General features: G+C 69.3%; 19 protein-coding genes. 15 read left to right on the top strand and 4 right to left on the bottom strand.

Annotation, left to right across the window (positions count from 1 at the left end; translation table 11 throughout):
* Window positions 1-150: 150 nt before the first annotated feature.
* Window positions 151-2145, bottom strand: a complete 1995-nt coding sequence (locus tag OSC30_RS02490; RefSeq protein WP_267170250.1) for an LTA synthase family protein — start codon at window positions 2143-2145, stop codon at window positions 151-153.
* 218 nt (window positions 2146-2363) lie between these two features.
* Here OSC30_RS02490 and OSC30_RS02495 point away from each other — a divergent pair, with 218 nt between their 5' ends.
* On the top strand, window positions 2364-4598 hold the full coding sequence (locus tag OSC30_RS02495; RefSeq protein WP_267170251.1) for an NADP-dependent isocitrate dehydrogenase: 2235 nt from the start codon (window positions 2364-2366) through the stop codon (window positions 4596-4598).
* Between the two features lie 104 nt (window positions 4599-4702).
* On the opposite strand, the gene OSC30_RS02500 is transcribed toward OSC30_RS02495, so the two are convergent.
* Together OSC30_RS02500 and OSC30_RS02505 are read right to left on the bottom strand one after the other, a co-directional pair.
* Window positions 4703-5656 (bottom strand): aldo/keto reductase, encoded by a 954-nt coding sequence (locus OSC30_RS02500; RefSeq protein WP_267170252.1) that lies wholly within the window; start codon window positions 5654-5656, stop codon window positions 4703-4705.
* A gap of 128 nt (window positions 5657-5784) precedes the next feature.
* Window positions 5785-5949: a hypothetical protein gene (locus OSC30_RS02505; RefSeq protein ID WP_267170253.1), complete on the bottom strand. Its 165-nt coding sequence runs from the start codon at window positions 5947-5949 to the stop codon at window positions 5785-5787.
* Window positions 5950-6082: 133 nt separating this feature from the next.
* On the opposite strand from OSC30_RS02505, the gene OSC30_RS02510 reads away from it, so the two are divergent.
* The 6 genes from OSC30_RS02510 (at window position 6083) to OSC30_RS02535 (ending at window position 11439) form a co-directional block, all read left to right on the top strand.
* Window positions 6083-6997 carry a LysR substrate-binding domain-containing protein gene (locus tag OSC30_RS02510; RefSeq protein ID WP_267170254.1) on the top strand — a complete coding sequence of 305 codons (915 nt, stop codon included), beginning with the start codon at window positions 6083-6085 and terminating at the stop codon, window positions 6995-6997.
* A gap of 178 nt (window positions 6998-7175) precedes the next feature.
* Complete coding sequence (locus tag OSC30_RS02515) at window positions 7176-8288, top strand: S-(hydroxymethyl)glutathione dehydrogenase/class III alcohol dehydrogenase (protein WP_267170255.1); 1113 nt, start codon at window positions 7176-7178, stop codon at window positions 8286-8288.
* A 177-nt stretch (window positions 8289-8465) separates the two neighbouring features.
* Window positions 8466-9128, top strand: a complete 663-nt coding sequence (locus OSC30_RS02520) for an NYN domain-containing protein (RefSeq protein WP_267170256.1) — start codon at window positions 8466-8468, stop codon at window positions 9126-9128.
* Between the two features lie 35 nt (window positions 9129-9163).
* Window positions 9164-10045, top strand: coding sequence for a class I SAM-dependent methyltransferase (locus OSC30_RS02525; RefSeq protein ID WP_267170257.1), 882 nt, complete (start codon window positions 9164-9166; stop codon window positions 10043-10045).
* A gap of 3 nt (window positions 10046-10048) precedes the next feature.
* Window positions 10049-10582, top strand: a complete 534-nt coding sequence (locus tag OSC30_RS02530) for a pseudouridine synthase (RefSeq protein ID WP_267170258.1) — start codon at window positions 10049-10051, stop codon at window positions 10580-10582.
* A 110-nt stretch (window positions 10583-10692) separates the two neighbouring features.
* The gene (locus OSC30_RS02535; protein WP_267170259.1) at window positions 10693-11439 is read left to right on the top strand and encodes a class I SAM-dependent methyltransferase; all 747 of its coding nucleotides are present in this window, start codon (window positions 10693-10695) and stop codon (window positions 11437-11439) included.
* Window positions 11440-11447: 8 nt separating this feature from the next.
* On the opposite strand, the gene OSC30_RS02540 is transcribed toward OSC30_RS02535, so the two are convergent.
* On the bottom strand, window positions 11448-12233 hold the full coding sequence (locus OSC30_RS02540; RefSeq protein ID WP_267170260.1) for a TatD family hydrolase: 786 nt from the start codon (window positions 12231-12233) through the stop codon (window positions 11448-11450).
* A gap of 271 nt (window positions 12234-12504) precedes the next feature.
* On the opposite strand from OSC30_RS02540, the gene OSC30_RS02545 reads away from it, so the two are divergent.
* The 8 genes from OSC30_RS02545 (at window position 12505) to gspG (ending at window position 26597) form a co-directional block, all read left to right on the top strand.
* Window positions 12505-14460 (top strand): S8 family peptidase, encoded by a 1956-nt coding sequence (locus OSC30_RS02545; protein WP_267170261.1) that lies wholly within the window; start codon window positions 12505-12507, stop codon window positions 14458-14460.
* 464 nt (window positions 14461-14924) lie between these two features.
* Window positions 14925-15536, top strand: coding sequence for a post-PEP-CTERM-1 domain-containing protein (locus tag OSC30_RS02550; RefSeq protein ID WP_267170262.1), 612 nt, complete (start codon window positions 14925-14927; stop codon window positions 15534-15536).
* The gene (locus OSC30_RS16875; RefSeq protein WP_323374187.1) at window positions 15533-17560 is read left to right on the top strand and encodes a PA domain-containing protein; all 2028 of its coding nucleotides are present in this window, start codon (window positions 15533-15535) and stop codon (window positions 17558-17560) included. The genes OSC30_RS02550 and OSC30_RS16875 overlap by 4 nt, the downstream gene beginning before the upstream one ends.
* Window positions 17561-17824: 264 nt before the next feature.
* Complete coding sequence (locus tag OSC30_RS02565; protein WP_267170263.1) at window positions 17825-22171, top strand: ESPR-type extended signal peptide-containing protein; 4347 nt, start codon at window positions 17825-17827, stop codon at window positions 22169-22171.
* Between the two features lie 164 nt (window positions 22172-22335).
* Complete coding sequence (locus tag OSC30_RS02570) at window positions 22336-22755, top strand: hypothetical protein (RefSeq protein ID WP_267170264.1); 420 nt, start codon at window positions 22336-22338, stop codon at window positions 22753-22755.
* Window positions 22756-22918: 163 nt separating this feature from the next.
* Complete coding sequence (gene gspE, locus OSC30_RS02575; protein ID WP_267170265.1) at window positions 22919-24649, top strand: type II secretion system ATPase GspE; 1731 nt, start codon at window positions 22919-22921, stop codon at window positions 24647-24649.
* A gap of 200 nt (window positions 24650-24849) precedes the next feature.
* A complete protein-coding gene (gene gspF / locus OSC30_RS02580; RefSeq protein WP_267170266.1) occupies window positions 24850-26067 on the top strand; it encodes a type II secretion system inner membrane protein GspF in 1218 nt (405 codons plus the stop codon).
* A gap of 110 nt (window positions 26068-26177) precedes the next feature.
* Window positions 26178-26597, top strand: a complete 420-nt coding sequence (gene gspG, locus OSC30_RS02585; RefSeq protein WP_267170479.1) for a type II secretion system major pseudopilin GspG — start codon at window positions 26178-26180, stop codon at window positions 26595-26597.
* Window positions 26598-26599: the final 2 nt, after the last annotated feature.

Below are 26599 nucleotides of genomic sequence, written 5' to 3' on the forward strand. Positions count from 1 at the left end.
GGCAGAGCCCGGGGGAGAGGGAGCAAGAGCGGTCCGCGGGATATCACATCCCTACGCGCCCCTGAAGCCCTCTCCCCTCCGGGGAGAGGGTTTGGGTGAGGGGCCGGGGCTCGCGGGAAAAGCCGGGCTGGCCCAGAGCTGAAGAAGCCCTCAATGCGAAGCCGTGCTGCTCGCCGCCGCCGGCAGCGGCTGCACCGGCGTACTGTCCGCCGGCCGCCGCACCAGCTTGCCCTGCTTGAACAGCTCCGCGGCGACCTGGTAGTACGCAATCGCATCATCGATGTCCGCGGTATCGCGCGCGTGCGTAGGCAGGGCGCCACCGGTGGCGAAATCCGGACGGAACTGTTCCACCTTCCGCTGCGGCTCCAGGATGGTCAGCAAGCCGCCCCGCAGGTAGCCCAGCTTCTCGTAGGTGGCCGGAAACGCCCGCTCCCGTCCCGGCGGCAACTGGAAGATGTCGTAGCCGAAGAACCGGCTGCGATAACTGAAGTCGAGCAGCCCCAGCAAGGTCGGCGGAATGTCGATCTGGCTCATGAACCGACTCACCCGCCGCGGCGCGATGTGCCTGGGCGAATAGATCCACAGCGGGATGTGATAGCGGTTCACCGGCAGGCTGGTCCGGCCGGCGCTGGAGGCGTCGTGGTCGGCGGTGATCACGAACACGGTGTCGTCGAAATACGGCTTGGCGCGCGCGCGGTCGAGGAAGTCGGCGATCGACCAGTCGGTGTAGGCGATCGCGCCCTCGCGGGTGCCGTTGGGCACCGTCACGCGCCCGGCCGGGAAGGTGAACGGGCGGTGGTTGGAGGTGGTCATGATGTGCAGGAAGAACGGCTTGCCCTGGCCGTGGATCTTGTCCATCTGGCCCAGCGCCAGCGTGTACAGGTCCTCGTCGGCCACGCCCCAGACGTTCTCGCTGTGGATGGTCGCGCCCTTGGGGATGGCCTTGCGGTCCACCGGGATGTAGCCGTTGTGGCCGAAGAAGTAGTTCATGTTGTCGAAGTAGCCGTAGCCGCCGTAGACGAACTCGGACACGTAGCCGCGATCGTTGAAGATGTCCGCCAGCGAGAACAGGTTCTCGTTGTGGTGCATCTTGATCACCGAGTCGCCCGGCGTCGGCGGGATCGACAGCGATAGCGCTTCCAGCCCGCGCACGGTGCGGGTGCCGTTGGCGTAGACGTTGTCGAAGAACAGGCTGTTGTCGGCCAGCGCGTCCAGGTGCGGGGTGATGTCGCCGTGGCTGGCGCCGAAGGTCTTGAGGAAATCGGCCGACAGGCTTTCCACGCTGATCAGCACCACGTTGAGGTGCTTTTCGGGGCCGGGGTTGCGGATCGCGCGGGTGAGGTCGTGCGGGTCGTCGCTCAGGTAGGTGGCGTCGGGCGTCTTGAGTCCCTTGCGCACGCGTTCGAAGGCGGCCTCGTCGGGCAGCGTGCGGTAGAAGCGCGAATAGTCCAGGTGGCTGCTGCGGAAGGCGGCGAAGAACTGGTAGATGCCGTTGCCGGCCAGCTCGTTGACGTAGGCGTCGTCGCTGTGGTCCTTCATGCTGCCGTTGACGGCGAACACGGACACCACGGTGAGCACCAGCCAGGCCAGCACCAGCTTGCCGCGGCCCAGGAAACGGCTGCCCGCATCGACCGTGCGCAGCCAGCGTCGGCTCAGCCACAGGATGGCGAGCGCCAGTACGCCGATCAGGCCCAGCCACCAGCCGATCGGATAGGACTCGCGGATGTTGCCGATCACCTCGGTGGTGTAGACCAGGTAATCGACCGCGATGAAGTTGAAGCGCACGCCGAACTCGCCCCAGAAGACGAATTCCGACGCGGCCACGAACAGCAGCCCGTAGAGCAGCAGCAACGCCAGCAGATAGAGCGCCCACTGTCCCGCGCGCGACACATAGGCCCGCCGCGGCACCAGCCACAGGAACAGCACCAGCGGCCAGGCCACGTACAGCAGCGTGACCAGGTCGTAGCAGGCGCCGATGCCGAAGGCATAGAGCCAGTACAACGGGTTGAGCGGCACGCCGGCGCCGGTCATCGCCAGCAACACGATGCGGGTCGCCACGCCGATCAGCAGGTAGGCGGCTCCCAGCCACCACAGCGGTCGGAAACGCTGGCGCAGCGGGTGATCGGGCGTGACGGTCGAGGACATGGCAACCCCTGTCGGGTTCGTAGAGCGGCGGGGCTTTATACCGACCGGTGCTTGGCAGCCGCTTAGGTGCGCGGCCGGCGCGCATCGGCGTGGCGGGGTTCAAGTCCCCGCGCGGCATCCGATAGCCAGCGTGGGCGGTTCGCGCGAAAATGGCGGTCTTGCCTTCCCACCGGCGCGCCGCAACAGGCGCCGCCATGCGCCCTGAAAGAGGTTCCGAAGTGTCCGATACCCCCAAGATCATCTACACGCTGACCGACGAAGCCCCGTTCCTGGCGACCCAGTCGCTGCTACCGATCGTCGAGGCGTTCGCGCGCACCGCGGGCATTGCGGTGCAGACGCGCGACATCTCGCTGGCCGGGCGCATCCTGTCGCAGTTTCCCGAGTACCTGAAGGACGACCAGCGAATCGCCGACGACCTGGCCGAGCTCGGCCAGCTGGCCACCACGCCGGAGGCCAACATCATCAAGCTGCCGAACATCAGCGCGTCGGTGCCGCAGCTGAAGGCCGCGATCAGGGAGCTGCAGTCCCAGGGCTACGCGCTGCCGGATTATCCGGACGAGCCGCACGGCGACGTCGAGCAGTACAACATCAAGGCGCGCTACGACAAGGTCAAAGGCAGCGCGGTCAACCCGGTGCTGCGCGAGGGCAATTCCGACCGCCGTGCGCCGGCGTCGGTGAAGAACTACGCGCGCAAGCACCCGCACCGGATGGGCGCCTGGAGCGGCGATTCGAAGACCCGCGTGGCGCACATGGACGGCGGCGACTTCTACGGCTCCGAGCAGTCCGCCACGATGGAGCGCGCCGGCAGCCTGAAGATCGAGCGGGTCGGCAAGGACGGTGCGGTCACCGTGCTGAAGGAGAAGGTCGCCGTGCAGGCGGGCGAGATCGTCGACGCCGCGGTGATGAGCCGCGCCGCGCTGGCGCGCTTCGTCGACCAGGCGATCGCCGAGGCCAGGGCAGACGGCGTGCTGTTCTCGCTGCACCTGAAGGCCACCATGATGAAGGTGTCCGACCCGATCATGTTCGGCGTGGTGGTGGGCGAGTTCTACAAGGACGTACTGGCCAGGCACGCGGCCGATCTGAAACAGATCGGTTTCGACCGCAACAATGGCATCGGCGATCTCTATGCGCGCCTGGGCCAGTTGCCGGCGGACAAACAGGCGGCGATCAAGGCGGACATCGAGGCCGAGTATGCCAAGCGGCCGCCGCTGGCGATGGTCAACTCCGACAAGGGCATCACCAACCTGCACGTGCCCAGCGACGTGATCGTCGACGCCTCGATGCCGGCGATGATCCGCGACTCGGGCAAGATGTGGAACGCCAGCGGCGAGCTGCAGGACACCCTCGCGCTGATCCCCGACCGCAGCTACGCCGGCATCTACCAGGCGGTGGTGGAGGACTGCAAGGCGCACGGCGCGTTCGATCCGGCCACCATGGGCTCGGTGCCCAACGTGGGCCTGATGGCGCAGAAGGCCGAGGAATACGGATCGCACGACAAGACCTTCCAGATCGATGCCGACGGCAGCGTGCGCGTCACCGACCAGGACGGCCGCACCGTGTTCGAGCACGCGGTCGAGGCCGGCGACATCTGGCGCATGTGCGAGACCCGCGACGCGCCGATCCAGGACTGGGTCAAGCTCGCCGTCACCCGCGCGCGCCTCTCCGCCACGCCGGCGGTGTTCTGGCTCGACCCTGCGCGTGCGCACGATGCGCAGCTGATCGCCAAGGTCGAGCGCTACCTGAAGGACCACGACACCGCCGGCCTGGACATCCGCATCCTGTCGCCGGTGGACGCCATGCGTGTCTCGCTCGAGCGCATCCGCAAGGGCCAGGACACCATCTCGGTGACCGGCAACGTGCTGCGCGACTACCTGACCGACCTGTTCCCGATCATGGAACTGGGCACCAGCGCCAAGATGCTCTCGATCGTGCCGCTGATGGCCGGCGGCGGCCTGTTCGAGACCGGCGCCGGCGGCTCGGCGCCCAAGCACGTGCAGCAGTTCGTCGAAGAGAACTACCTGCGCTGGGATTCGCTTGGCGAATTCCTGGCGCTGGCCGCGTCGTTCGAGCATCTGGCCGAGCGCTACGGGAACAAGCGCGCCGCGGTGCTGGCCAAGGCGCTGGACCGGGCCAACGGCCGGATCCTGGACAACAACAAGTCGCCGGCGCGCAAGATCGGCCAGCTCGACAACCGCGGCAGCCACTTCTACCTGGCCCTGTACTGGGCACAGGCACTGGCCGCGCAGGACGAGGACGCCGGGCTGAAGGCGACTTTCGCGCCGCTGGCCCAGGCACTGGGCGGGAACGAACAGGCCATCGTCGCCGAGCTGAACGGTGCGCAGGGCAAGCCGGTGGACATCGCCGGCTATTACCACCCGGATCAGGGCCGCGCCCGCGTGGCGATGCGGCCGAGCAAGACCTTCAACGACGCGCTCGCGACGCTGAAGGCTTAAAAACAGAAGGGCGCCACTCGGCGCCCGCCGCCTTTCTGTAGGAGCACACCCTGTGGCGACCGTGGGCATCCCGGTCGCGCACAGGGTGCGCTCCTACAGGGGTGTCACGCTGGCTCGGCGCTGGCCTGGTCGAGCAGCGCGATCTCGTCCGGTGTCAGCGCGAGCTTCACCGCCCCCAGCAGTTCGTGCAGTTGCGCCACGCTGGTGGCGCTGGCGATCGGCGCGGTGAGTCCGGGGCGGGCGATCAGCCAGGCCAGCGCGATCTGCACGGGCGTGGCCTGGTGGCTGGCGGCGACGCGGTCGAGTGCATCGAGCACGCCCAGCCCACGCGGGTCCAGATACTTGCGTACGGCGCCGCCGCGGGCGCGGCTCTTGGCCAGGTCCGCCTCGCTGCGGTATTTGCCGGAGAGGAAACCGCTGGCCAGGGCGTAGTAGCTGATCACGCCGATCTGCTCGCGCCGGATCAGCGGCTCCAGCTCGCGTTCGTAGCCGGCACGCTCCATGAGGTTGTATTCCGGCTGCAACGTCTCGTAGCGCGGCAGGCCATGTTCGGCCGACGCCTCCAGCGCCTCGGCGAAGCGGCCGGCGGTGTAGTTGGAAGCGCCGATCGCGCGCACCTTGCCCTGCTCGATCAGCCGTCCGAACGCGCCCAGCGTTTCGGCCAGCGGGACCGAGGCGTCGTCCTCGTGCGCCTGGTAAAGGTCGATGCACTCGACCTTGAGCCGCCGCAGCGAGCCTTCCACCGCCTGCTGGATGTTGACAGGCGACAGGCCCGGCTGCTCGGCCCACTTGGCCACCTTGGTGGCGATCACCACCTTGTCGCGCTTGCCGCTGGCCTTGAGCCAATTGCCGATGATGGTCTCCGACTCGCCGCCACGGTTGCCCGGCACCCAGGCCGAATAGGCGTCCGCGGTATCGATCAGGTTGAAACCGGCGTCGACGAAGGCATCGAGCAGTTCGAAGGAGCGTTTCTCGTCGACGCTCCAGCCGAACACGTTGCCGCCGAAGGCGAGCGGGGCGATGGCCAGCGGCGAGCGGCCGAGCGGGCGCAGTTGCATGGGAGCTCCTTCGTGCGAGGGGAGTCCGCAACATGGTGCGCGCTGGCCAGGGAATCAACTGCAGGGGCGCACTGTCCATGACCTTGAGCCTCGCGGTCGCGCACAGGTGCGCTCCTGCAGGATGCCGGCTAGCTGAGCAGTGCCGCGCGCAGCACCTCGCGCCAGCGCAACATGGGTGCGACGGCTCGCGCGGCGGGACCGCCACGGGCCGCCGGCGCATCCTCGCGCCAGCGCAGGTCGGTCGGCGTGGCATGGCCATGCAGGTACAGCAACTGCTTCCAGAGCGGTTTCATGGGAACCTCCGGTGGGGATATTGCCTTGGGGTGCATTCAAGGTACGGCGACGTCAGGGCGCCGAAAAGCGATATATTCGCAAGCCAGCCTTGATCTGGATTCAAGGCGTGTGCGCAGCCACGAGGCCGATCCCATGAGCCAGATTCCGTTGGGCCTGTTGCAGCAGTTCGTGCGGGTCGCCCGCCTAGGCAACCTCTCGCGGGCGGCGGAGCAGGCCAACCTCACCGTCAGCGCGTTGAGCCACCAGGTACGCCAGCTGGAAGAGCGGCTCGGCCGGCGGCTGTTCGAGCGCGGTCCGCGCGGGGTGACGCTCACCACCGAGGGCTGCAGCCTGCTCGAGGCGGTGGCCGAGCACTTCGACGGCATCGACCACGCGCTCTCGCGCTACCGCGAGCGGCGGCACGATTCGCTCACCCTGAGCGCCAGCTCCGGCATCACGTCCAGCTGGCTGATGCCGCGCTTGCCGCGGCTGGTGGCGACCCACCCGGAACTGGAGCTCAACCTGCAATCGAGTTCGGCACTGGTGGATTTCGAGCGCGAGCCCGTCGACGTGGCCCTGCGCTACGGCCGCGGACAGTGGCCGGGCCTGCGCAGCGAGCGGCTGTTCGGCGAATGGCTGGCGCCGGTGGCCACGCCCGGCCTGCTCGCGCGCATGGAGGGCGCGGACCCGGACGACCTGGCCGCCTGGCCGCTGCTGGGGGATCCGGGCGACCGCTGGCGCGACTGGTTCGCCCACGTCGGCGGTACGCCGCCGAAGCGCTACGTGGCGCATTTCGACAGCACCGACGCCCTGCGCCACGCGGCGCTGGAAGGCCTCGGCGTGGCGCTGGGGCGGATGGTCACCTCGCGCTCGCTGATCGACGCCGGCCGCCTGGTGGTGCTGGGCGAACGCTACCTGCCGATCCACGAGGCTTACTGGCTGGTCTATCCGCCGCGCTCGCAGGAACATCGCGGGCTGCAGGTGTTCCGCGAATGGCTGCTGGACGAAGCGGAGGCGTACTGCACGCAGATGCCGCGATTGCGCGAAGACGAATCCGCCAGCGCCTGATTTCCTGTAGGAGCCCACTTGTGGGCGATGCTTTTGGCGTTGCGATCAGGCGTGAGAGCATCGCCCGCAAGTGGGCTCCTGCAAATATCGCGCGAAAGGGCTTGTTCGAGGTCCCCTGCAGGTTCCTTCTGTCGGCGCCGCGCGGCATGATCGGCGTTTGCCCAATCTGGAGTCGCCCATGAAAACCCGCGCCGCCGTCGCCTGGGAAGCAGGCAAGCCGCTGTCGATCGAGCACGTGGACCTGGCCGGCCCCAGGGCCGGCGAGGTGCTGGTGCGCATCGTCGCCACCGGCGTGTGCCACACCGACGCCTTCACGCTCTCCGGCGCCGATCCGGAGGGCTTGTTCCCGGCGATCCTGGGCCACGAGGGCGGCGGCATCGTCGAAGAAGTGGGCGAGGGCGTGACCACGCTGGCCGTTGGCGACCACGTCATCCCGCTGTACACGCCCGAATGCGGCACCTGCGAATACTGCCGCTCGGGCAAGACCAATCTGTGCCAGCGCATCCGCGCCACCCAGGGGCAGGGACTGATGCCCGACGGCACCTCGCGGTTCTCGAAGGACGGCCGGCTGATCCACCACTACATGGGCACCAGCACGTTCAGCGAGTACACGGTACTGCCGGAAATCTCGCTGGCGAAGATCGACAAGGCCGCGCCGCTGGAGAAGGTCTGCCTGCTCGGCTGCGGCATCACCACCGGCATCGGGGCGGTGCTCAACACGGCCAAGGTCGAGCCGGGCGCCAGCGTCGCGGTGTTCGGTATGGGTGGCATCGGCCTGTCGGTGGTGCAGGGTGCGGTCATGGCCAAGGCCGGGCGCATCGTGGTGGTCGATACCAACCCCGCCAAGTTCGAGATGGCCAAACTGCTCGGCGCCACCGATTGCGTCAATCCGAAGGACTACCCGGATACGCCGATCCAGCAGGTGATCGTGGAACTGACCGGCGGCGGCGTGGACTACTCGTTCGAATGCATCGGCAACGTGGACGTGATGCGCTCGGCGCTGGAGTGCTGCCACAAGGGCTGGGGGGAGTCGATCATCATCGGCGTGGCCGGCGCCGGGCAGGAGATCCGCACGCGGCCCTTCCAACTGGTCACCGGGCGCGTTTGGCGTGGTTCGGCCTTCGGCGGCGTCAAGGGGCGCTCGCAGCTTCCCGGTTACGTTGACCGTTACCTGGCCGGGGAGATCCGGATCGACGAGATGGTCAGCCAGGAGCTGCCGCTGGAGCGCATCAACGAGGCGTTCGACGCCATGCACGAAGGCCGCGTGATCCGCTCGGTGATCCGCTACTGACGCCAGGCCATCTCCTTGTAGGCGCCCACTTGTGGGCGATGCTCTTCGTCACGCAACAGACGGACATCGCCCACAAGTGGGCTACAGGGGCCGCAGGCGTGGAAAAAGCATTCCCGCAGACGCATCGCCCGGCTCGGCTAGAATGCGCGCGCTTCCCCGGCATGCCCAAGGATCCCCATGCAACGCACCGCCATCCTGGTCGACGGCGCCTTCTTCCTTGCCCGCTACCGCAAGGTCTGGGGTGAGCGCGACGCCAATGACGCGCGCACCGTGGCCAAGACCGTGTTCGGCATGGCGCTGGAACACCTGAAGGCGCTGGACCGCCCGCGCGAGGCGCTGTATCGCATCTTTTTCTACGACTGCCCGCCGCTGGAAAAGGTGCTGGTGCGCCCGCTCAGCGGCGAGGCGGTGGATTTTTCGCGTACCGGCGCGGCCGCCTTCCGGCGCGAGCTGCATGACCAGCTGCGCCGCCAGCGCAAGATGGCGCTGCGACTGGGCCGGCTGGCCGAGCGCGGCGAGTGGAAGCTGAGGTTCCACGCCTACCAGCAGCTGCGCGAAGGCACCCTGGCGTGGGAAGATCTGGGCGACGAGCATTTCGAGCCGGACATGCGCCAGACCCAGGTGGACATGAAGATCGGCATCGATATTGCCGCACTCACCTACAAGAAGCTGGTCGACCAGATCGTCCTGGTGGCCGGCGATGCGGATTTCATCCCGGCGGCCAAATTGGCCCGCTACGAGGGCATCGATTTCATCCTCGACCCGATGTGGCAGGGTATAGCCGCGGACCTGCACGAGCACATCGACGGTTTGCAGTCGGTCTGCCCGCGACCCTTCTGAAGAGTTTTGTCCCACGCGTGGCCATGGAGATCACGATGAAGACCTTGCTGCTTTGCGCCCTTTGCACCGCCGTCCTGCTGGCCAGCCCGGTCATGGCCCAGGACGACCAGCCCACCGATGCCCTGGTGCCGCCGACCAGCGCCAGCGACTACACCGCCGCGCAGCTGGACCGGGTCATCGCCGGCGACTGGCGTCCCGCCGCGCAGCGCGCGCGAGACGTCTGGCGCCACCCGAAGGCCACCTTGGAGTTCTTCCAGCTGCGCCCGGACCAGACGGTGATCGAGATCACTCCGGGCGGCGGCTGGTACACACAGATCCTGGCGCCGCTGCTGCGCGACAACGGCCACTACATCGCGGCCGAGAAGCAGCCGGCGACCGACACCGAGGCGCGCAATGACGACAGCGCGCTGCGCAAGCTGTTTGTCGCGCACCCGGCGCAGTTCGACCGCGCCCGCATCGTCACCTTCGATCCAAAGGCACCCGCGCTCGGCGCGCCGGCCTCGGCCGACCGCGTGCTGACCTTCCGCAACGTGCACAACTGGGCGATGGACGGCACCGCCGGCGCGATGTTCAAGGCGTTCTACACGGTGCTCAAGCCCGGTGGCGTGCTCGGCGTGGTCGACCATCGCGCCGATGCCGGCGCCTCGCTGGACGAGGTCAGGCGCACCGGATATCTCCCGGTCGACTACGTGGTCAAGCTCGCCACCGATGCCGGCTTCGTGCTCGACGCCCGCAGCGAGATCAACGCCAACCCGAAAGACAGCCACGACCATCCCAAGGGCGTGTGGACGCTGCCGCCCACGCTGGCCATGGGCGACCAGGACAAGTCCTCGTACCAGGCGATCGGCGAGTCCGACCGCATGACGCTGCGCTTCGTCAAGCCGGAGGCGCCCGCGAACGCCGCCTCCGCGCGGTGACGGATGCTGGTCGCGTTCAACAAGCCCCATGGCGTGCTGTGCCAGTTCTCCGGTGACGGAAGCCGGCCGACGCTGGCCGGATACGTGCACGAAAAAGACGTCTATCCGGCCGGACGGCTGGACCACGACAGCGAGGGCCTGTTGTTGCTCACCGACGACGGCCGCCTCGCGCATCGGCTGACCGATCCGCGCCACAAGCAGCCCAAGACCTACCTGGTGCAGGTCGACGGCGCGGTCACCGACGAAGCGGTGGCCGCGTTGCGCCGGGGTGTCATGCTCAAGGACGGTCCCACGCTGCCGGCCGGCGCCGAGCACGCCGCGGAACCGGCCTGGCTGTGGCCGCGCGACCCGCCAGTGCGTTTCCGCAAGGCGATTCCCACCAGTTGGCTGGCGATCACCCTGCGCGAAGGGCGCAACCGGCAGGTGCGCCGGATGACGGCGGCGGTGGGCTTTCCCACTCTGCGGCTGATCCGCGTACGCATCGGCGACTGGGGGCTGGACGGCCTGCCGTCGGGCGAAACCCGCCGGCTCTTGTAGGAGCCCACTTGTGGGCGATGCTTCTGGCTCGTGTGCGCAAAAGAGCATCGCCCACGAGTGGGCTCCTGCAGGGGCTCGAGAGACAATGGGGTTTCCGCCGGGGCCTGCCCATGACCACCTTCAAGGACCACTTCTCCGCTCACGCCACCCTCTACCGCGATGCGCGGCCGCTGCCGCCGGTCGACTGGTTCGCCTGGCTCGCCGGCCAGGCGCCGGATAACGCGCTGGCCTGGGATGCCGGCTGCGGCAACGGGCAGGCCAGCCGCGGGCTGGCCGCGCATTTCGAACGCGTGGTGGCTACCGACCCCAGCACCACGCAGATCGCGCAGGCCCTCGCGCACCCGGCCATCGACTACCGCGTGGAACCGGCCGAGCACAGCAGCCTGGCGGCGGGCAGCGCGAGCCTGGTCAGCGTGTCGCAGGCGTTGCACTGGTTCGATCTGGAGGCCTTCCATGCGCAGGTGCGCAGGGTCGCCCGGCCGGGGGCGCTGTTGGCGGTATCGGCCTACGGCAACTGCAGCGTGGACAGGGCCGTCGATGCCGTCGAGTGGAAGCTCTACGCTGAGACCCTCGCTGGCGACTGGCCGCCCGAACGTGCGCTGGTGGACGAGGGCTATCGCGGGCTGGCGTGCCCGTTTGCGCCGGTGGCCACACCAAGCTTCGCGATGCAGGCGCAGTGGAACCTGCCGCAGTTCCTCGCCTACCTGCGCTCCTGGTCGGCCACGCAGCGGTATCTGCGGCGCACCGGCGAGGATCCCGTCGAAGCGGCGACGCCCGCGCTGGCCGACGCGTGGGGCGAGGAGGGCAGGGTGCGTACCGTGCGCTGGCCGTTCTTCACCCGCGTCAGTCGCCTCTGACCCGGGCGCTAAAGCCCGAAGAAGGCCGCGGCTGTCGCCGTACTGTTCGCCGCCGTCACTTCCAGCGGTTCGCCGCGATCGCGCGCGACCTCCTCGCAGATGTGCCTGAGGTACATCGGCTCGTTGCGCCGGTGGCTCGGCTGCGGTCGCACCGTGCGCGGCAGCAGGTACGGCGCGTCGGTTTCCAGCATCAGGCGGTCGGCGGGGATCTCGCGCACGAACTCGCGCAGGTGAGTGCCCCGACGCTCGTCGCAGATCCAGCCGGTGATGCCGATGTGGCAGTCCAGCGCGAGGTAATCCCGCAGCGCTTCGCGGGTGTCGGTGAAGCAATGCACCACCGCCGCCGGCACGCGGGCGCGGTAACGCCTGAGCAGCGCCAGGAAATCGGCGTGCGCGTCGCGCTGGTGCAGGAACAGCGGCTTGCCCTGTTCCGCGGCGATGGCGAGCTGCCGTTCGAATACGCGCAGCTGCACGTCGCGCGGGGAGTAGTTGCGGTGGTAATCCAGCCCGGTCTCGCCGACGGCGCGCACCTCCGGCTGCCGGGCCAGCTCGCGCAGGCGCGCGTCGATGGCCTCGTCGTAGTCGATCGCGTGATGCGGGTGCACGCCCGCGGTCGCCCACAGCACGCCCGGGTGCTCGCGCGACAGCGCCAGCGCCTGTTCGCTGCCCTCGCGCGAGGCGCCGGTCACCATCATCCGCGCCACCCCCTGCGCCGCGGCCCGCGCGAGCACGTCGGCGAAGTCGTGGCGGAAGGATTCGTGGGTGAGGTTGGCGCCGATGTCGACCAGCTGCATGGCTTGTCCGCAAAAGCGCGCATTGTTGCAAAACGCGCCGGATTGGCAACGCCGCAGCGGTCGAGCCCGCTGTCACGCCGAAGCGACAAGCCACTGCCTAGCTTGCAAGCCGACGGTGGCAGGGAAGCGGTGGGCGTTCGTGAAGCAGTTACGCGATAGCCGGCAAGGAGCGTTCACGGCAGCCATCGTCAACGGAAGCGGGGTCGCAGGGCCCCGTGCAGTACGGCCCGCCGTGCAAGGCGGCGGGCGCTCAAGATCGGGGAATCTCTTCATGGCAAATCGTATGCGGATCGGGGCGCTGCTCGGCGCTTCCCTGGCTTTCGCCTTTTCGATGGCTGCGCACGCAGCCAATAACACCGGCGGACTCGGCGGCACTCACTACAACATCAGCTCGCTGAAGAACAACGGCCAGTACGACCGCTTCATCGTGACCTGGCGTCCGGGCAGCGCCGAACACGCCAACCCGGCGCTGATGCAGCAGAGCATGGGGGCGGCGATCAGTCGCGCCGGCCTGATGCGCAGCACGTTCGGCCCGCAAGGCACCCGCATGGCCGCCGTGCATGCGAGCTTCGGGCGGCGGCTGGCGATCGGCGCGGACCTGCTGCGCACCTCTCGCAAGCTCGATCGCAGCGAGGCGGCCGCGTTGATGGCGCAGATCGCCAGCGACCCGGCCGTGCTGCATGTGGCGCCGGACGTACTGCGCCGGCCGGTGGCCGACATCGCCGCGCCCGCGTCGCTGCGGCCGAGCGCATTCCGGCCCAGCGACGCGGACTACCGCCAGTACCAGTGGGACCTGAAGGCGCCCAGCGGCCACGACACCGCCTTCGGCCACCGCAACTGGGGCGGTTCGCGCGTCAATGCCGCCTGGGACCTGGCCGACGGCAAGGGCATCGTGATCGCCGTGCTCGATACCGGCATCACCACGCACGTGGACGTCAACACCCAGCTGGCCAGCGCCGGCTACGACTTCATCAGCGACAAGCTGCTCTCCGGACGCAAGAAGGACGGCCGCCGGGCCGGCGGCTGGGACCGCGGCGACTGGACCACCAGCGAACCGTGGAAGTCCATGTGCACGGATGCCTTCTACCCGCCCCAGCCTAGCTCCTGGCACGGCACCCACGTGGCCAGCACGGTCGGCGCCGAGCGCACCAACAACGGCATCGGCATGGCCGGCATCGCCTACCGCGCACGGGTGCTGCCGGTTCGCGTGCTGGGCCATTGCGGCGGCTACGACAGCGACATCAGCGACGCCATCATCTGGGCCGCCGGCGGCCACGTGGACGGCGTGCCGGACAACACCCATCCGGCGCAGGTGATCAATCTCAGCCTGGGTGGCTACGGCCAATGCACCGCCGACGACCCGATGGGCAGGGCGATCGCCCTGGCCAACCGGCGCGGCGCCACGGTGGTGGTGGCCGCGGGCAACGACTCGGACAACGCCAAGTACTACTCGCCGGCCAGTTGCCCGGGCACGATCACCGTGGCGGCCACCGGCGTCACCAGCCGGCGCGCGTTCTACTCCAACTACGGGCGCGCGGTGGACCTGGCGGCCCCGGGCGGCGGCATCTATGCGGGCGACCGCAGCAGCGGCGACCAGGTGACCGACGGCTTCGTCTGGCAGGCGATCAACAGCGGCGCCAGCGGCCCGGTGGCCGACGACAGCAACTACGCCGGCTACGCGGGCACCTCGCAGGCCACGCCGCATGTGAGCGGCACCATCGCCCTGATGCAGGGCGCGCGGCTGGCCCGCGGCCTCAAGCCGCTGTCGCCCGCCAAGGTGCTGGAGATCCTCCAGCGCACCGCGGCCACGCCCCGGGTGGCGCCGGACCGCCGCATCGGCGCGGGCATCCTCGATGCCTATGCGGCGGTGAACATGGTCGTGGCCAACGCGGCGACCGCCACGCAAGCGACCATGCTGGGCAATGGCGCGGCGCGCACGGGGCAATCCGGTGCCAAAGGCAGCCGCACGGTCTATCGGATCGACGTGCCCAAGGGGGCCGGCACGCTGCGCGTGCGCACCAGCGGCGGTCGCGGCGACGTCACCCTGTACCTCAAGCGCGGCACGCCGGCCACGCCGGACGACTACCACTGCCGGTCCGCCCACAGTGGCACCGCCGAATCGGTGAAGCTGGACCGTCCGGCCGCCGGCACCTGGTACGTCACCGTGGTGGGGCGGACGGCCTACAGCGGCGTCAGCGTCATCGGCAAGTACACCTCGCCGAATTGAGGCGATGCCCCGGCGGCAGCGCGCCGCCGGGGCATCGCATCCGGAGCCCATCGGCGCGGTCCATGACGCCTTCTACACGGCGCCTTCACGGGCGCGGGCAGCCCTTTGACATGCAGGAATCCGAAGCCCGCGGCGCAGCTGCGGGCTTTTTCGTCGAGGGCGAAAAAATCCGATTGACGGTTATGGTCGTGGTTGCTAGGTTCTGTGAGCGGCATCACAAAACGGTTCCGCATGAAGTATTGACTTGAGGGCGCCCGGTTTCCGGGCGGGTCTTTATTTCGAGCGCAGCACAAGCACGCTGCCATTGACCCAGGGGAAACGCGAAGGGGAGCACGGGGGTGCTCCATACCGGTTGCGAAAGGGGGCTTCCGGCCAGCCGGACCTGAGGATGCGTCGAACGGCACCCGCGTGCCCGGCCACGACCATTCCGGTCCATCGTCAGCCATCGCCGGCCCTCGGGCCGGATGCCCACCGACGGGCAACCACGCAGCACAAGCAAGCAGTCCTTCGTTCGACCGGCGACGCCGGTGGGTGGCCAGCGGCGCGAACCGTTCGGCAATCCAGCGGTCGCGGCGGCGGGCGGCGGTCTCATCACGCGCTTTGAAATCGGGAGAGGGAAGATGCATCGTTTCTGGAGTTTCGCGTGCCTGGCTGCGGCCGGTACGCTCGCCTGCGGCAGTGCCATGGCCGCTCAGAGCCACAGGCTCTCAACCAAGCAGCCGGCCACGGCGCCCGCGACCGTGGTTTTCAAGGGGGCGCAAGTCGCCATCGATCCCGCTACCGGCCGCCTGCGTGAGCCGACCGACGCCGAGCGCCAGGCGCTCACCCGCGCGATGCTGCAGAAGCAGGCCTCCGATGCGGTCATGCCGCGCGCTGCCGGGGAGCGGCCGCGCAATCAGGCCGAGGCGCTGGCAACGCTCAGGAAGAACGCGCACGGCCGCGTCGGCATGTCCATGCAGGTGCCGGAGAACCAGTTCGATTACCTGACGGCCGACCGCACTGCCGATGGCCACCTGTCGATCCATCACCAGGGTGACGCGCAGGCGTCCGCCGCGCCGGTGGAGGTGACCCAATGATCCGCCGTACGCTGCTTGTCTCCGCGCTGCTGGCCGCCGGCCTCTGCGCTTTCCCGGCGGTCCAGGCCGCCGACATCACCATCGTCAACCAGGACGTCGGCACCGGTCAGGGCCTGGACGATCACACCCCGGTGGCGCCCGTCGGCGGCAACCCCGGCACCACCCGCGGCGAGCAGGCGCTGATCGTGTTCCAGTTCGCCGCCGACCTGTGGGGCGCCGTGCTGCACAGCGATGTGCCGATCATCAACACGGTGACCTTCCAGCCGCTGTCGTGCAACGCCACCTCCGGCGTGCTCGGTTCCTCCGGCACCAACTACATCTTCTCGTTCAACGCGGGCGACACGCTGCCGCAGGGTGCCCTGGCCGACACCTGGTACCACTCGGCGCTGGCAGACGCGCTGGCCGGCACCGACCTGGGCGTGGAAAACGAGCTGCCGCCGAATACCCCGGACATCGTCAGCCGCTTCAACGGCAAGCTCGGTTCCACCGGTTGCCTGGAAGGCTCGGCGTGGTACTTCGGCATCGACGGCAACACGCCGGCCGGCCAGATCAACTTCCTCGACGTGGTCACCCACGAGATGGCGCACGGCCTGGGCTTCTCGGGCTTCAACGACCTCAGCACCGGTCAGCAGAACCAGGACCAGCAGGACATCTACTCCAGCTTCGTCAAGGACAACACCACCGGCCAGTTCTGGACGGCGATGACCGACGCCGAGCGCATGACGGCGGCGCTGGACGATGGCCACCTGGTGTTCACCGGTACCAACGTCAAGGCCGAAGCGCCGCTGGCGCTGGAGGCGCCGGTGCTGTTCCAGGTGACCGCTCCGGCGGCCATCGCCGGCAACTATGCCTATGACGCGGCCGCCTTTGGTCCGGCGCCCGCTCCGGGCAACTTCAACGGCGACGTGGCGGTCCCGGGCGGCGATCCGCAGGCCTGCAACGTGTCCGGTGCCTCGGCCCCGGTCGCGGGCGTCAGCGGCAAGATCGCGCTGATCGATCGCGGCACCTGTGCGTTCGTCGAGAAGGCGGCCAATGCGCAGGCCGGCGGTGCGGTCGGCGTGGTTATCGCCAATACCGACGACACCCAGATCATTCCCTCGGGCGATGACCCCTCGATCACCATTCCGGTGATCGCCGTGAGCCACACCACGGGCGTCACCTTCAAGGCGAACCTGTCCGGCCTGCACGTGCAGCTTGCCCAGAGCACTGGCCTGGCCGGCGCCGATGCCGATGGCAACGTGCAGTTGTACGCGCCGACGACGCTGGCCCAGGGTTCGTCGTTCTCGCACTACGACACGCGGCTGTCGCCCAACGCGATCATGGAATACGCGATCAATGCCGACCTGGAAGCCAACCTCGACCTGGACCTGACGCCGGCTCTGTTCAAGGACATCGGCTGGGGCGTGGACCGCGGCAACCAGTTCCTGCTCGACTGCGACACCGGCGTGCCGGTGAGCACCGCCGGCGGATTGATCGTGGGCGCCAACATCTACGGCACGGCCAAGGTGCTGGCCGGCGCCGCCGCGGATGTCGGTTCGTATCGCCAGGCGATCCGCGCCCACGCCGACGAACTGGCCGGTGAAGGCCTGTTGACCGTCGACCAGGCGAGCTCGCTCAACCAGTGCCTCTCCGACGAAGCCACCGAGGCGCAGTTCGAGGAATGGGGCGGCGACACCGGCGGCACGCCGGGCGGCGACACCGCCATCGTGCTGACCAACGGCGTGGCGATGGCCGGGCAGGCGGGTTCGGCCGGCGTGGCCACCGTGTACAAGCTGGACGTCCCGGCAGGCGCGCTGGCGCTCAACCTGCGCACCTATGGCGGCACCGGCGATGTCTCGGTGTACGTGAAGGTCGGCGCCCCCGGTGGCCCGGAGGATTACGACTACAAGTCGGTCCATCGCGGCAACAACGAGGCCGTGGCCAACACGCGACCGGTCGCGGGCACCTACTACGTCACCGTCGTCGGCGAGACCGCCTACAGCGGGCTCGGCGTGATGGGCAGCTTCCTGCAGGTCCTGCGTTGATCGACCACGGGTGAACGGTGGTTCGCGCCCCGCCTTCCGGCGGGGCGCGAACCGCTCGCTCAACCGGTTTTTCCTGATCGCAACTGCGCTCGAAGGGTGCCGCGAAAGCGGCGCTCCGGCCCGTCGCACGCCCGATCACCGCGGCGCAAGGCGCCGCGCTTGCCAAAACCGGGTCGGCCACGCGCGTGGCATCGCCCGACACACATGCATTTCGTCGGGCGGCCGCCAACCCGCCGTCCGCACATCCGCTCGGAGGTAAGGCTCGTGAACAAGGTCTACAGCAAAGTTTGGAACGCCTCGCTCGGCGTGCTGGTCGTCGCGTCCGAGTTCGCCCGCGCGCACGGAAAGGGCGGCAGGCTCAAAGGCGCCCGACCGGCCGTGCTGAGCGTGGCTGCCGCGGTAGGCATCCTGTTCGCGGGAAGCGTGGCGCCCTTGCAGGCAGCCGAGCTTGCCGCCGACCCCGGCGGGGAGGCCGTCGTCGACCCGGTGGTCGACCTCGGCGGCACGGCCGGCGGCCAGGCCGCGATGGCTGGCATGTACGGCACCGCCATGGGCTTCTACTCGCTGGCGCAAGGCGCCTATGCGTCGGCCATCGGCGCCAACAGCATCGCGCTCGGAGACAGCAGCACCGCCACGGGCGCCAACAGCGGCGCCATGGGCCTGGAAAGCTCGGCCTTCGGCGCCGGCAGCATGGCGACCACCGACAACGGCACCGCCGTAGGTGCCTACAGCGGCGCCTACGGCACCGGCGGCACCGCGGTAGGCAGCCTGGCGCAGGCCAATGGCGAGTACGCGACGGCGGTCGGCTTCGGCGCTACCGCCAACGGCTACAACAGCGCCGCGTTCGGCAGCGGCTCGGTAGCCGACGGCGCCGGCTCGGTGGCGATCGGCGGACAGGCCGTGAATGAAACCGGCGCGGCGCTGATCACCGACGCCGACGGCAACCCGATCGGCGCGGCGACCAGCGCCGGCATGGGCGGCACGGCGGTGGGCGCCAGCGCGCAGGCCGTGGGCGACCTGAGCTCGGCGTTCGGCATCGGCGCCTACGCCTCTGGCGCGCTCTCGGTGGCGAGCGGTCCGGTGGCCAACGCGCTGGGCGACTATTCGATCGCCAGCGGCTACGGTTCGGCTGCCTTCAGTACGTCGAGCATCGCCATCGGCGATAGCAGCCAGGCCGCGGGTGACAACAGCATCGCCATCGGCGGCAATGCGTGGACCGGTTTTGCCGGGCTGGGCCTGGAAGCGCCCAACGCCGTGGCGTTGGGCTACAACAGCTTCGCGATCGGCCTTGACAGCATGGCACTGGGCGCCAACAGCTTTGCGGGCGCGGACAATTCGGTGGCACTCGGTGCCGGTTCGTATGCCGACCGCGACAACAGCGTGTCCGTGGGCGACGACGGCACCGAGCGCCAGATCACCGACGTGGCCGCCGGCACAGAGGCGACCGACGCGGTCAATGTGGCCCAGCTGGAAAGCACGGTTGGCGGCGCGACGGCGATGTTCCAGGCCGACGGCGCCACGGACGGCACGGAAGATGCGCTGGCCTTCGGCGAGCACAGCACGGCCGGCGGCGCGGCCAGCGCCGCACTGGGTACCGAAAGCTCGGCCTACGGCGCCGGCGCCTACGCGACCACCGACAACGGCACTGCCGTGGGTGCCAACAGCGGCGTTTACGGTACTGGCGGCACCGCGATCGGTAGCCTGACGCAGGCCAATGGCGAGTACGCAACGGCGGCAGGCTTTGGCGCCACCGCCAACGGCTACAACAGCGCCGCGTTCGGCAGCGGCTCGGTAGCCGACGGCGCCGGCTCGGTGGCGATCGGCGGACAGGCGGTGGACGAGACCGGCGCGGCGCTGATCACCGACGCCGACGGCAACCCGATCGGCGCGACGACCAGCGCCGGCATGGGCGGCACGGCGGTGGGCGCCAGCGCGCAGGCCGTGGGCGACCTGAGCTCGGCGTTCGGCATCGGCGCGTATGCGCAGGGCGTGCTGTCGGTGGCGAGCGGTCCGGTGGCCAATGCGCTGGGCGACTACTCGATCGCGACCGGCTACGGCTCGGTGGCGGCGGGTACCGAAAGCATCGCCATGGGCGGCATGGCGCTCGGTTCGTACTCGACGGAGGCTGACGGCTACGGCGCAGTGGCGCTGGGCGCCGGTGCGTATGCGGTGGGTGATTACAGCTCCGCGGTGGGCTGGCTGGCCGAGGCCGATGCCACGGACAGCACGGTGCTGGGTTCGCTGGCCTGGGTGACGCTGGACGCCACCAACGCGGTGGCCCTGGGTGCCGGCTCGGTGGCCGATCGCGCCAACAGCGTGTCGGTCGGTGACGACGGCGCCGAGCGCCAGATCACCGACGTGGCTGCCGGCACCGAAGCGACCGATGCAGTCAACCTGGCGCAGCTCGAAAGCACGGTCGGCGGCGCGACGGCGATGTTCCAGGCCGACGGCGCCACCGACGGCACGGAAGACGCGCTGGCGCTGGGCGAACACAGCACGGCCGGCGGCGCGTCCAGTGCCGCGCTGGGCACCGAAAGCTCGGCCTACGGCGCCGGCAGCTACGCGCTGTCTGACAACGCCACGGCCGTGGGCGCCTACAGCGGTGCCTTCGGTACCGGCGCCACGGCGATGGGCAGCCTGGCCACCGCCAACGGCGATTACGCCACCGCCGGCGGCTATGGCAGCGTGGCCGATGGCGCCAACAGTGCGGCCTACGGCAGCAATGCGCAGGCGACCGCCGAGTACGGCACCGCGCTCGGTTCGGAGAGCGAAGCCAGTGGCGAGCAGTCGACCGCCACGGGCGCGGCCAGCCTGGCCAGCGGCGACGGCGGCGTGGCCACCGGTGCGCTGAGCGAGGCTTCCGGCATCGAAAGCACCGCCAGCGGCTACTACAGCACCGCTTCGGGCGATGCCGCGACGGCCACCGGCGCCGAAAGCGTGGCGGCCGGCGTGGAATCCACGGCCAACGGTTACCTGGCCAATGCGCTGGGGCTGGGCGCCACGGCCATCGGTGCCGAAACGGTGGCCGGGGACTATGCGACGGCCGTGGGCGTCGGCGCCGCGGCCGAGGGCACCAGCGGCACGGCCGTGGGCGAGTTCAGCATCGCCTCGGGCGACGAGAGCGTGGCCGTCGGCGGCACCGTGTTCGGTCAGGTTTCCGCTGCCGCCAACGGCACCGGCAGCTCGGCACTGGGCGCCGGTGCCACGGCCGGCGCGGACTACAGCACCGCGCTGGGCTGGCTGAGCGCGGCGGACATGGAAGGCGGGCTGGCCCTGGGCGCGGCGTCCTGGGCCGAGCAGGTCAACGCCACCGCGATCGGCTACGGTGCCTACGCCCAGGCGGCCAACAGCGTGGCGCTGGGTGCCGGATCGGTGGCCAGCCGCGAAAACGCGGTGTCGGTGGGCGACGTCGGCAGTGAGCGCTTCATCACCAACGTGGCCGCGGGTACCGCCGCCACCGACGCGGTCAACAAGGGCCAGCTCGATGCCTTGCAGACCCAGGTGAGCCAGGGCGATGCGCTGTCGGTCAACTACGACGCCGCCTGCCAGTGCGACGTGACCCTCGGTGGCCAGGGCGGCACCCAGGTGCACAACCTGGCCGACGGCACGGCCGCCCATGACGCGGTCAACAAGGGCCAGCTGGACGCCGCGGTGAGCCAGGTGAACACCCAGGTGACCACCAACACCCAGTCGATCACCAACCTGGACGGCCGGGTGACCACCATCGAAACCCAGCTGGGAAGCCTGAGCGAAGGCGCGGCCGACCTGGGCTACCTGAGGGTGGACGGCACCGCCAATGCCAACGTCGCGGCCGGCACCAAGGGCGTGGCGATCGGCTCGGCCGCCTCGGCCGGTGGCGACCATGGCACCGCGGTGGGCGGCGACAGCTACGCGGCAGGCAAGAACGACACCGCGCTTGGCGGCAACGCCAAGGTCAACGCCGACGGCAGCACGGCGGTGGGCGCCAACAGCACCATCGCCGCCGCCGCGACCAATGCCGTGGCGGTCGGCGAGAGCGCCACGGTGCAGAACGCCTCCGGCACCGCGATCGGCCAGGGCGCGACGGTCACCGCCGACGGTGCGGTGGCGATCGGCCAAGGGTCGGTGGCCGACGCGGCCAACACCGTCTCGGTCGGCACCGCCACCAACACCCGGCGCGTGACCAACGTCAGCGCCGGTACCGCGGCGACCGATGCGGCGAACACCGGGCAGGTGGACCAGGCCATCGCCACCGCCAAGACCTATGCCGACGCCGGGGACGTGCAGACCCTGAACCAGGCCAAGGCCTACGCGGACCAGAAGCTGGCCGGCTTCGTCACCACCGGTGACCTGGACTCCTTCCGCAACGAGGTCGACGACCGCTTCCGCGCCGTCGATCGCCGACTGGACCAGGTCGGTGCGATGGGGGCGGCGATGGCGCAGATGTCGTTCAGCACCCAGGGCATCACCGACGCCAACCGGCTGGGCGTGGGCATGGGCACCTACGGCAACCGCGCGGCGCTGGCGGTCGGTTACTCGCGGCAGGTGTCGTCGCACGCGAGCGTCACCTTCGGTGCCGCGGTCAGCGGCGACGAGACCAGCGGTGGCGTGGGTATCGGCATCGGCTGGTAAGCCGGGTTCGAAGGCTGATCCGGAGCCGGCACCGCGAGGTGCCGGCTTTTTTTCCGGCACACTGTATTCACTTCCGGTGGGGCAGCTTCTCCACCGACATGTCCGGCGGCAGCCACGCGGCCGCGCGGGAACATCCATCGACGCGCCCGGGGAGGGAACCAAGGATGCGCAAGGCGAGCTGGCTTCTCCTGGCACCGGCGGTCGTCGGCGCCTGTGCCTGCAGCGGCCTGCGGGCGGCGGACCAGGCGGCCGCCGCCAGTGCCGGCCGATCCCATGTGGCCAGGCCGGCCGACGGCTGCCAGCAACTGCAGGCAGCGATCGATCCGGCCACCGGGCAATTGCGCGAGCTGACCGCCGCCGAACGCCAGGCACTGGCCGACGGAAAGCCGCAAACCGGCAGCCAGCGGCCGCAGACGGCAGCCGAGGCCGAGCAAACGCTTAGGCACACCCCGCGCGGAATGTCGATGCAACTGCCCGATAGCCGGTTCAATGACAACGGTCGGACATCGCCGCCCACCGGGGGTTGCGGGGGCAGCCCGAGCGGCGCCGGGGGTGCGATCGAGGGGAAGGACGCGGGCGGCTGACGAACCCGCCACAGCCCCGCGAAGCCCATTCGCGGCGTCGCCCTGCACCGGCCACGTGTTCATGGTTGTGGTCGCATCGTTTTCGTCGATTGTGCTAACAATGCCTGTCCTGCCGGCCCCGGGTGGCCAGCGTGATACGCGATCTGCATGGGGGAGTAGTGACATGTCGACAGCGGCGCAGACGGCGGCCACCTGGGCGCTCACCGTGGACGACCGCGAAGCGGCGGTCTGCGCCCTGCTGGTGTCGCGCGGGCATCTGAAGGACAGCGACCTCCATCGCGCGCGCCGGCTGCACGAGGAGGCGCCCGAGGGCACGCTGACCGCGCTGCTGGCGCGGCTCGGGCTGGTATCGGAGCGCGACCTGGCCGAAGGCTGGTCCGAACTGCTCGATGTGCCGCTGCTGGCCGCGCGCGACGCGCCGGAAATGCCGCCGGCGGAGCCGGAGCTTTCGTTGCGCTTCCTCAAGCAGCAGCACGTGGTGCCGGTGCGCGAGGGCGAGGACGACCTGGCGCTGGTGGTGGCCGATCCGGCCGACCCCTATCCGCTGCAGGCCGTGGAACTGGCCGCCGGCCGGCCGGTGGCATTGCGCATCGGCCTGCGCTCGGAAATCGACGACCTGATCGAGCGCTACTACGGCACCGGCCGTTCGGCGATGGGCACGATCGTGGAGAACCTCGGCGGCGAAGCCAGCGAGGAGGACGACGTCGAGCACCTGCGCGACCTGGCCTCCGAGGCGCCGGTGATCCGCCTGGTGAACCTGATCCTGCAGCGCGCGGTCGAACAGCGCGCGTCCGACGTGCACATCGAGCCGTTCGAGAACCGCCTGAAGGTGCGCTACCGCATCGACGGCGTGCTGCACGAAGTGGAGGCGCCGCCGTCCTCGTCGACCGCGGCGGTGATCAGCCGCGTCAAGATCATGGCCAAGCTCAACATCGCCGAACGGCGACTGCCGCAGGACGGGCGCATCCAGTTGCGCGTGCAGGGCAAGGAGCTGGACTTGCGCGTGTCGACCGTGCCGACCGCCTACGGCGAATCGGTGGTGATGCGTATCCTGGACCGCGAGTCGGTGGTGTTCGATTTCGAATCGCTCGGCTTCACGAGCGCGTTCGAGAAGCGCTTCGTCGAAGTGCTCGAGCGTCCCAACGGCATCCTGCTGGTCACCGGCCCCACCGGCTCGGGCAAGACCACCACGCTGTACACGGCGCTGTCGCGCATCAACACGCCGGACGTGAAGATCATCACCGTCGAGGACCCGGTCGAGTACCAGCTCGAGGGGATCAACCAGATCCAGGTCAAGCCGCAGATCGGGCTGGATTTCGCCAACGCGCTGCGCTCGATCATGCGCCAGGATCCGGACGTGATCATGATCGGCGAGATGCGCGACCTGGAGACCTGCCGCATCGCGATCCAGTCCGCGCTCACCGGCCACCTGGTGCTCTCCACCCTGCATACCAACTCGGCCTCCGGCGGCGTCACGCGCCTGCTTGACATGGGTGTCGAGGACTACCTGCTCGGCTCGACCGTCAACGCGATCCTGGCCCAGCGGCTGGTGCGCCGGCTCGACCCGGATACCGCGATTCCCTACGAGCCGCCGCCGGAAGTGGTCGCCGAGTTCGAACTGGAGAAATACACCGACGAACGCCCGATCCGTTTGTGGAAGCCGGGCAGCAATGCCGCCAACCCGACCGGCTACCGCGGCCGTCGCGCGATCGTCGAGTTCCTGGTGATGAGCGAGCCGCTGCGCCGCCTGGTGATGCAGCGCGCCGACGCCAGCGAGATCGAGCGGGTGGCTCGCGCCGAGGGCATGCGCACGATGTACGAGGACGGCATCGCCAAGGCGGTCGCCGGCGTCACCACCCTCGAGGAGGTGTTGCGTGTCACGCAGGAAGGCTGAACTTCTGGCTCCCTCTCCCCTCCGGGGAGAGGACTGGGGCGAGGGGTCGGGGCTCGCCCCGAACTTCCATCGAGTGGCTGTTTCTGCCCAGAAGAGCAAAAGCGCGTCCTGTCCCGCCCGCCCTCTTTCGCAAGCCTTGACCCCTCACCCCAGCCCTCTCCCGGGAGGGGAGAGGGAGCAAAGCGCGAAGGGTCTCTGACATGGCGCAGTTCCGCTACCGCGCCATCAGCGCCGCCGGCGAGATGCTGCAGGGGCAGATCGAGGCGTCGAGCCTGGAGGAGGCGATCGGCCGCCTGCAGGACCAGGGCCACACGCCGCTGGAGGCTCGGCCTGCCGACGCCATGGGCGACGGCTCGGCGTTCGCGGCCCTGTTCAAGCGCGGCCCCTTTACCGGCGACCAACTGGCGCAGTTCACCCACCAGTTGGCCACGCTGCTCGGTGCCGGCCAGCCGCTGGATCGCGCGCTGGGCATCCTGATGGAGCTTCCCGAGGCCGAGCGCGCCAAACGCCTGGTCGAGCGCGTGCGTGACCGCGTGCGTGGCGGCATCACGCTGTCGCAGGCGCTGGACGAGGAACATGGCGTGTTCCCCCGGCTCTACATCTCGCTGGTGCGCGCAGGCGAGGCGGGCGGTTCGCTGGAAGACACCCTGCGCCGGCTGGCCGATTACCTCGAACGCGCCCAGCAACTGCGCGGCAACATCATCAATGCGCTGATCTACCCGGCGTTCCTGATGATCGGCGTGCTCGGCTCGCTGGTGTTGCTGCTGGCCTACGTGGTGCCGCAGTTCGTGCCGATCTTCCAGGACATGCAGGTGCCGATCCCCTGGATCACGCGCATCGTGCTGTTCATCGGCCAGGTGCTTCAATCGTGGTGGTGGCTGATCCTGGTCGCGCTGGGCATCGGCATCGCGGTGTGGCGGGCGCGTCTGCGCGATCCGGCCCAGCGCATGGCCTGGCACGCGAAGCTGCTCACCATGCGGGTGATCGGGCCGCTGCTGCTCAAGGTCGAGACCGCGCGCATCGCACGGACGCTGGGAACGCTGCTGAAGAACGGCGTGCCGCTGCTCACCGCGCTGGGCATCGCGCGCCAGGTCACCGGCAATACCGCGCTGGACGATGCGCTGGCGCAGGCGGCCGAACAGGTCAAGGGCGGTGGCGGCCTGAGCGCCGCGCTGGCCCGTTCGCAACGCTTTCCGCGGCTGTCGCTGCAGATGGTGCAGGTGGGCGAGGAGGCCGGGCAGCTCGACAGCATGCTGCTGAAGGTCGCCGACACCTTCGACCTGGAATCGAAGCGCGCGATCGACCGCCTGCTGGCCGCGCTGGTGCCGGCGTTGACCATCGTGATGACGGTGCTGGTGGCGATCATCATGGCGGCGATCCTGCTGCCGCTGCTGAGCCTTACGGCGAATATTCAATGAGTGTGGAGACTTTTATGGTTGATCAGATGCGGAGATTCGGGAATCGGGAATCGGGATTCGCAAAACCGGGTGGCCGGCGCTTGCGCGCCTTGCCCAATCCCGAATCCCGAATCCCGAATACCGGGCGCGCCGCGCGCGCCAAAGGCTTCACCCTGCTCGAGATGCTGGCCGTGATCGTGTTGATCGGCATCATCGGTGCGATCGTGGTGCGCCAGGTTGGCGGCAGCGTCGACAAGGGCAAGTACGGCGCCGGCAAGGCACAGTTGATGACGCTGGGCCAGAAGGTCGAGAACTACTCGCTCGACAATGGCTCGCCGCCGGCCAGCCTCGATGCGCTGGTCAAGAAGCCGCCGAACGCGGTGAACTGGCAAGGCCCGTACGCCAAGCCATCGGACCTGGTCGATCCGTTCGGCCACGCCTTCGGCTACAAGTCCCCCGGCGAGCACGGCAGCTACGACCTGGTGTTCTACGGCCAGGACGGCAAGCCGGGCGGCGACAAATACAGCAAGGACATCGGTAGCTGGCAATGAGG

Origin of the sequence: Frateuria hangzhouensis, assembly GCF_026410505.1 — a bacterium.
GTDB lineage: Bacteria > Pseudomonadota > Gammaproteobacteria > Xanthomonadales > Rhodanobacteraceae > Frateuria_A > Frateuria_A hangzhouensis.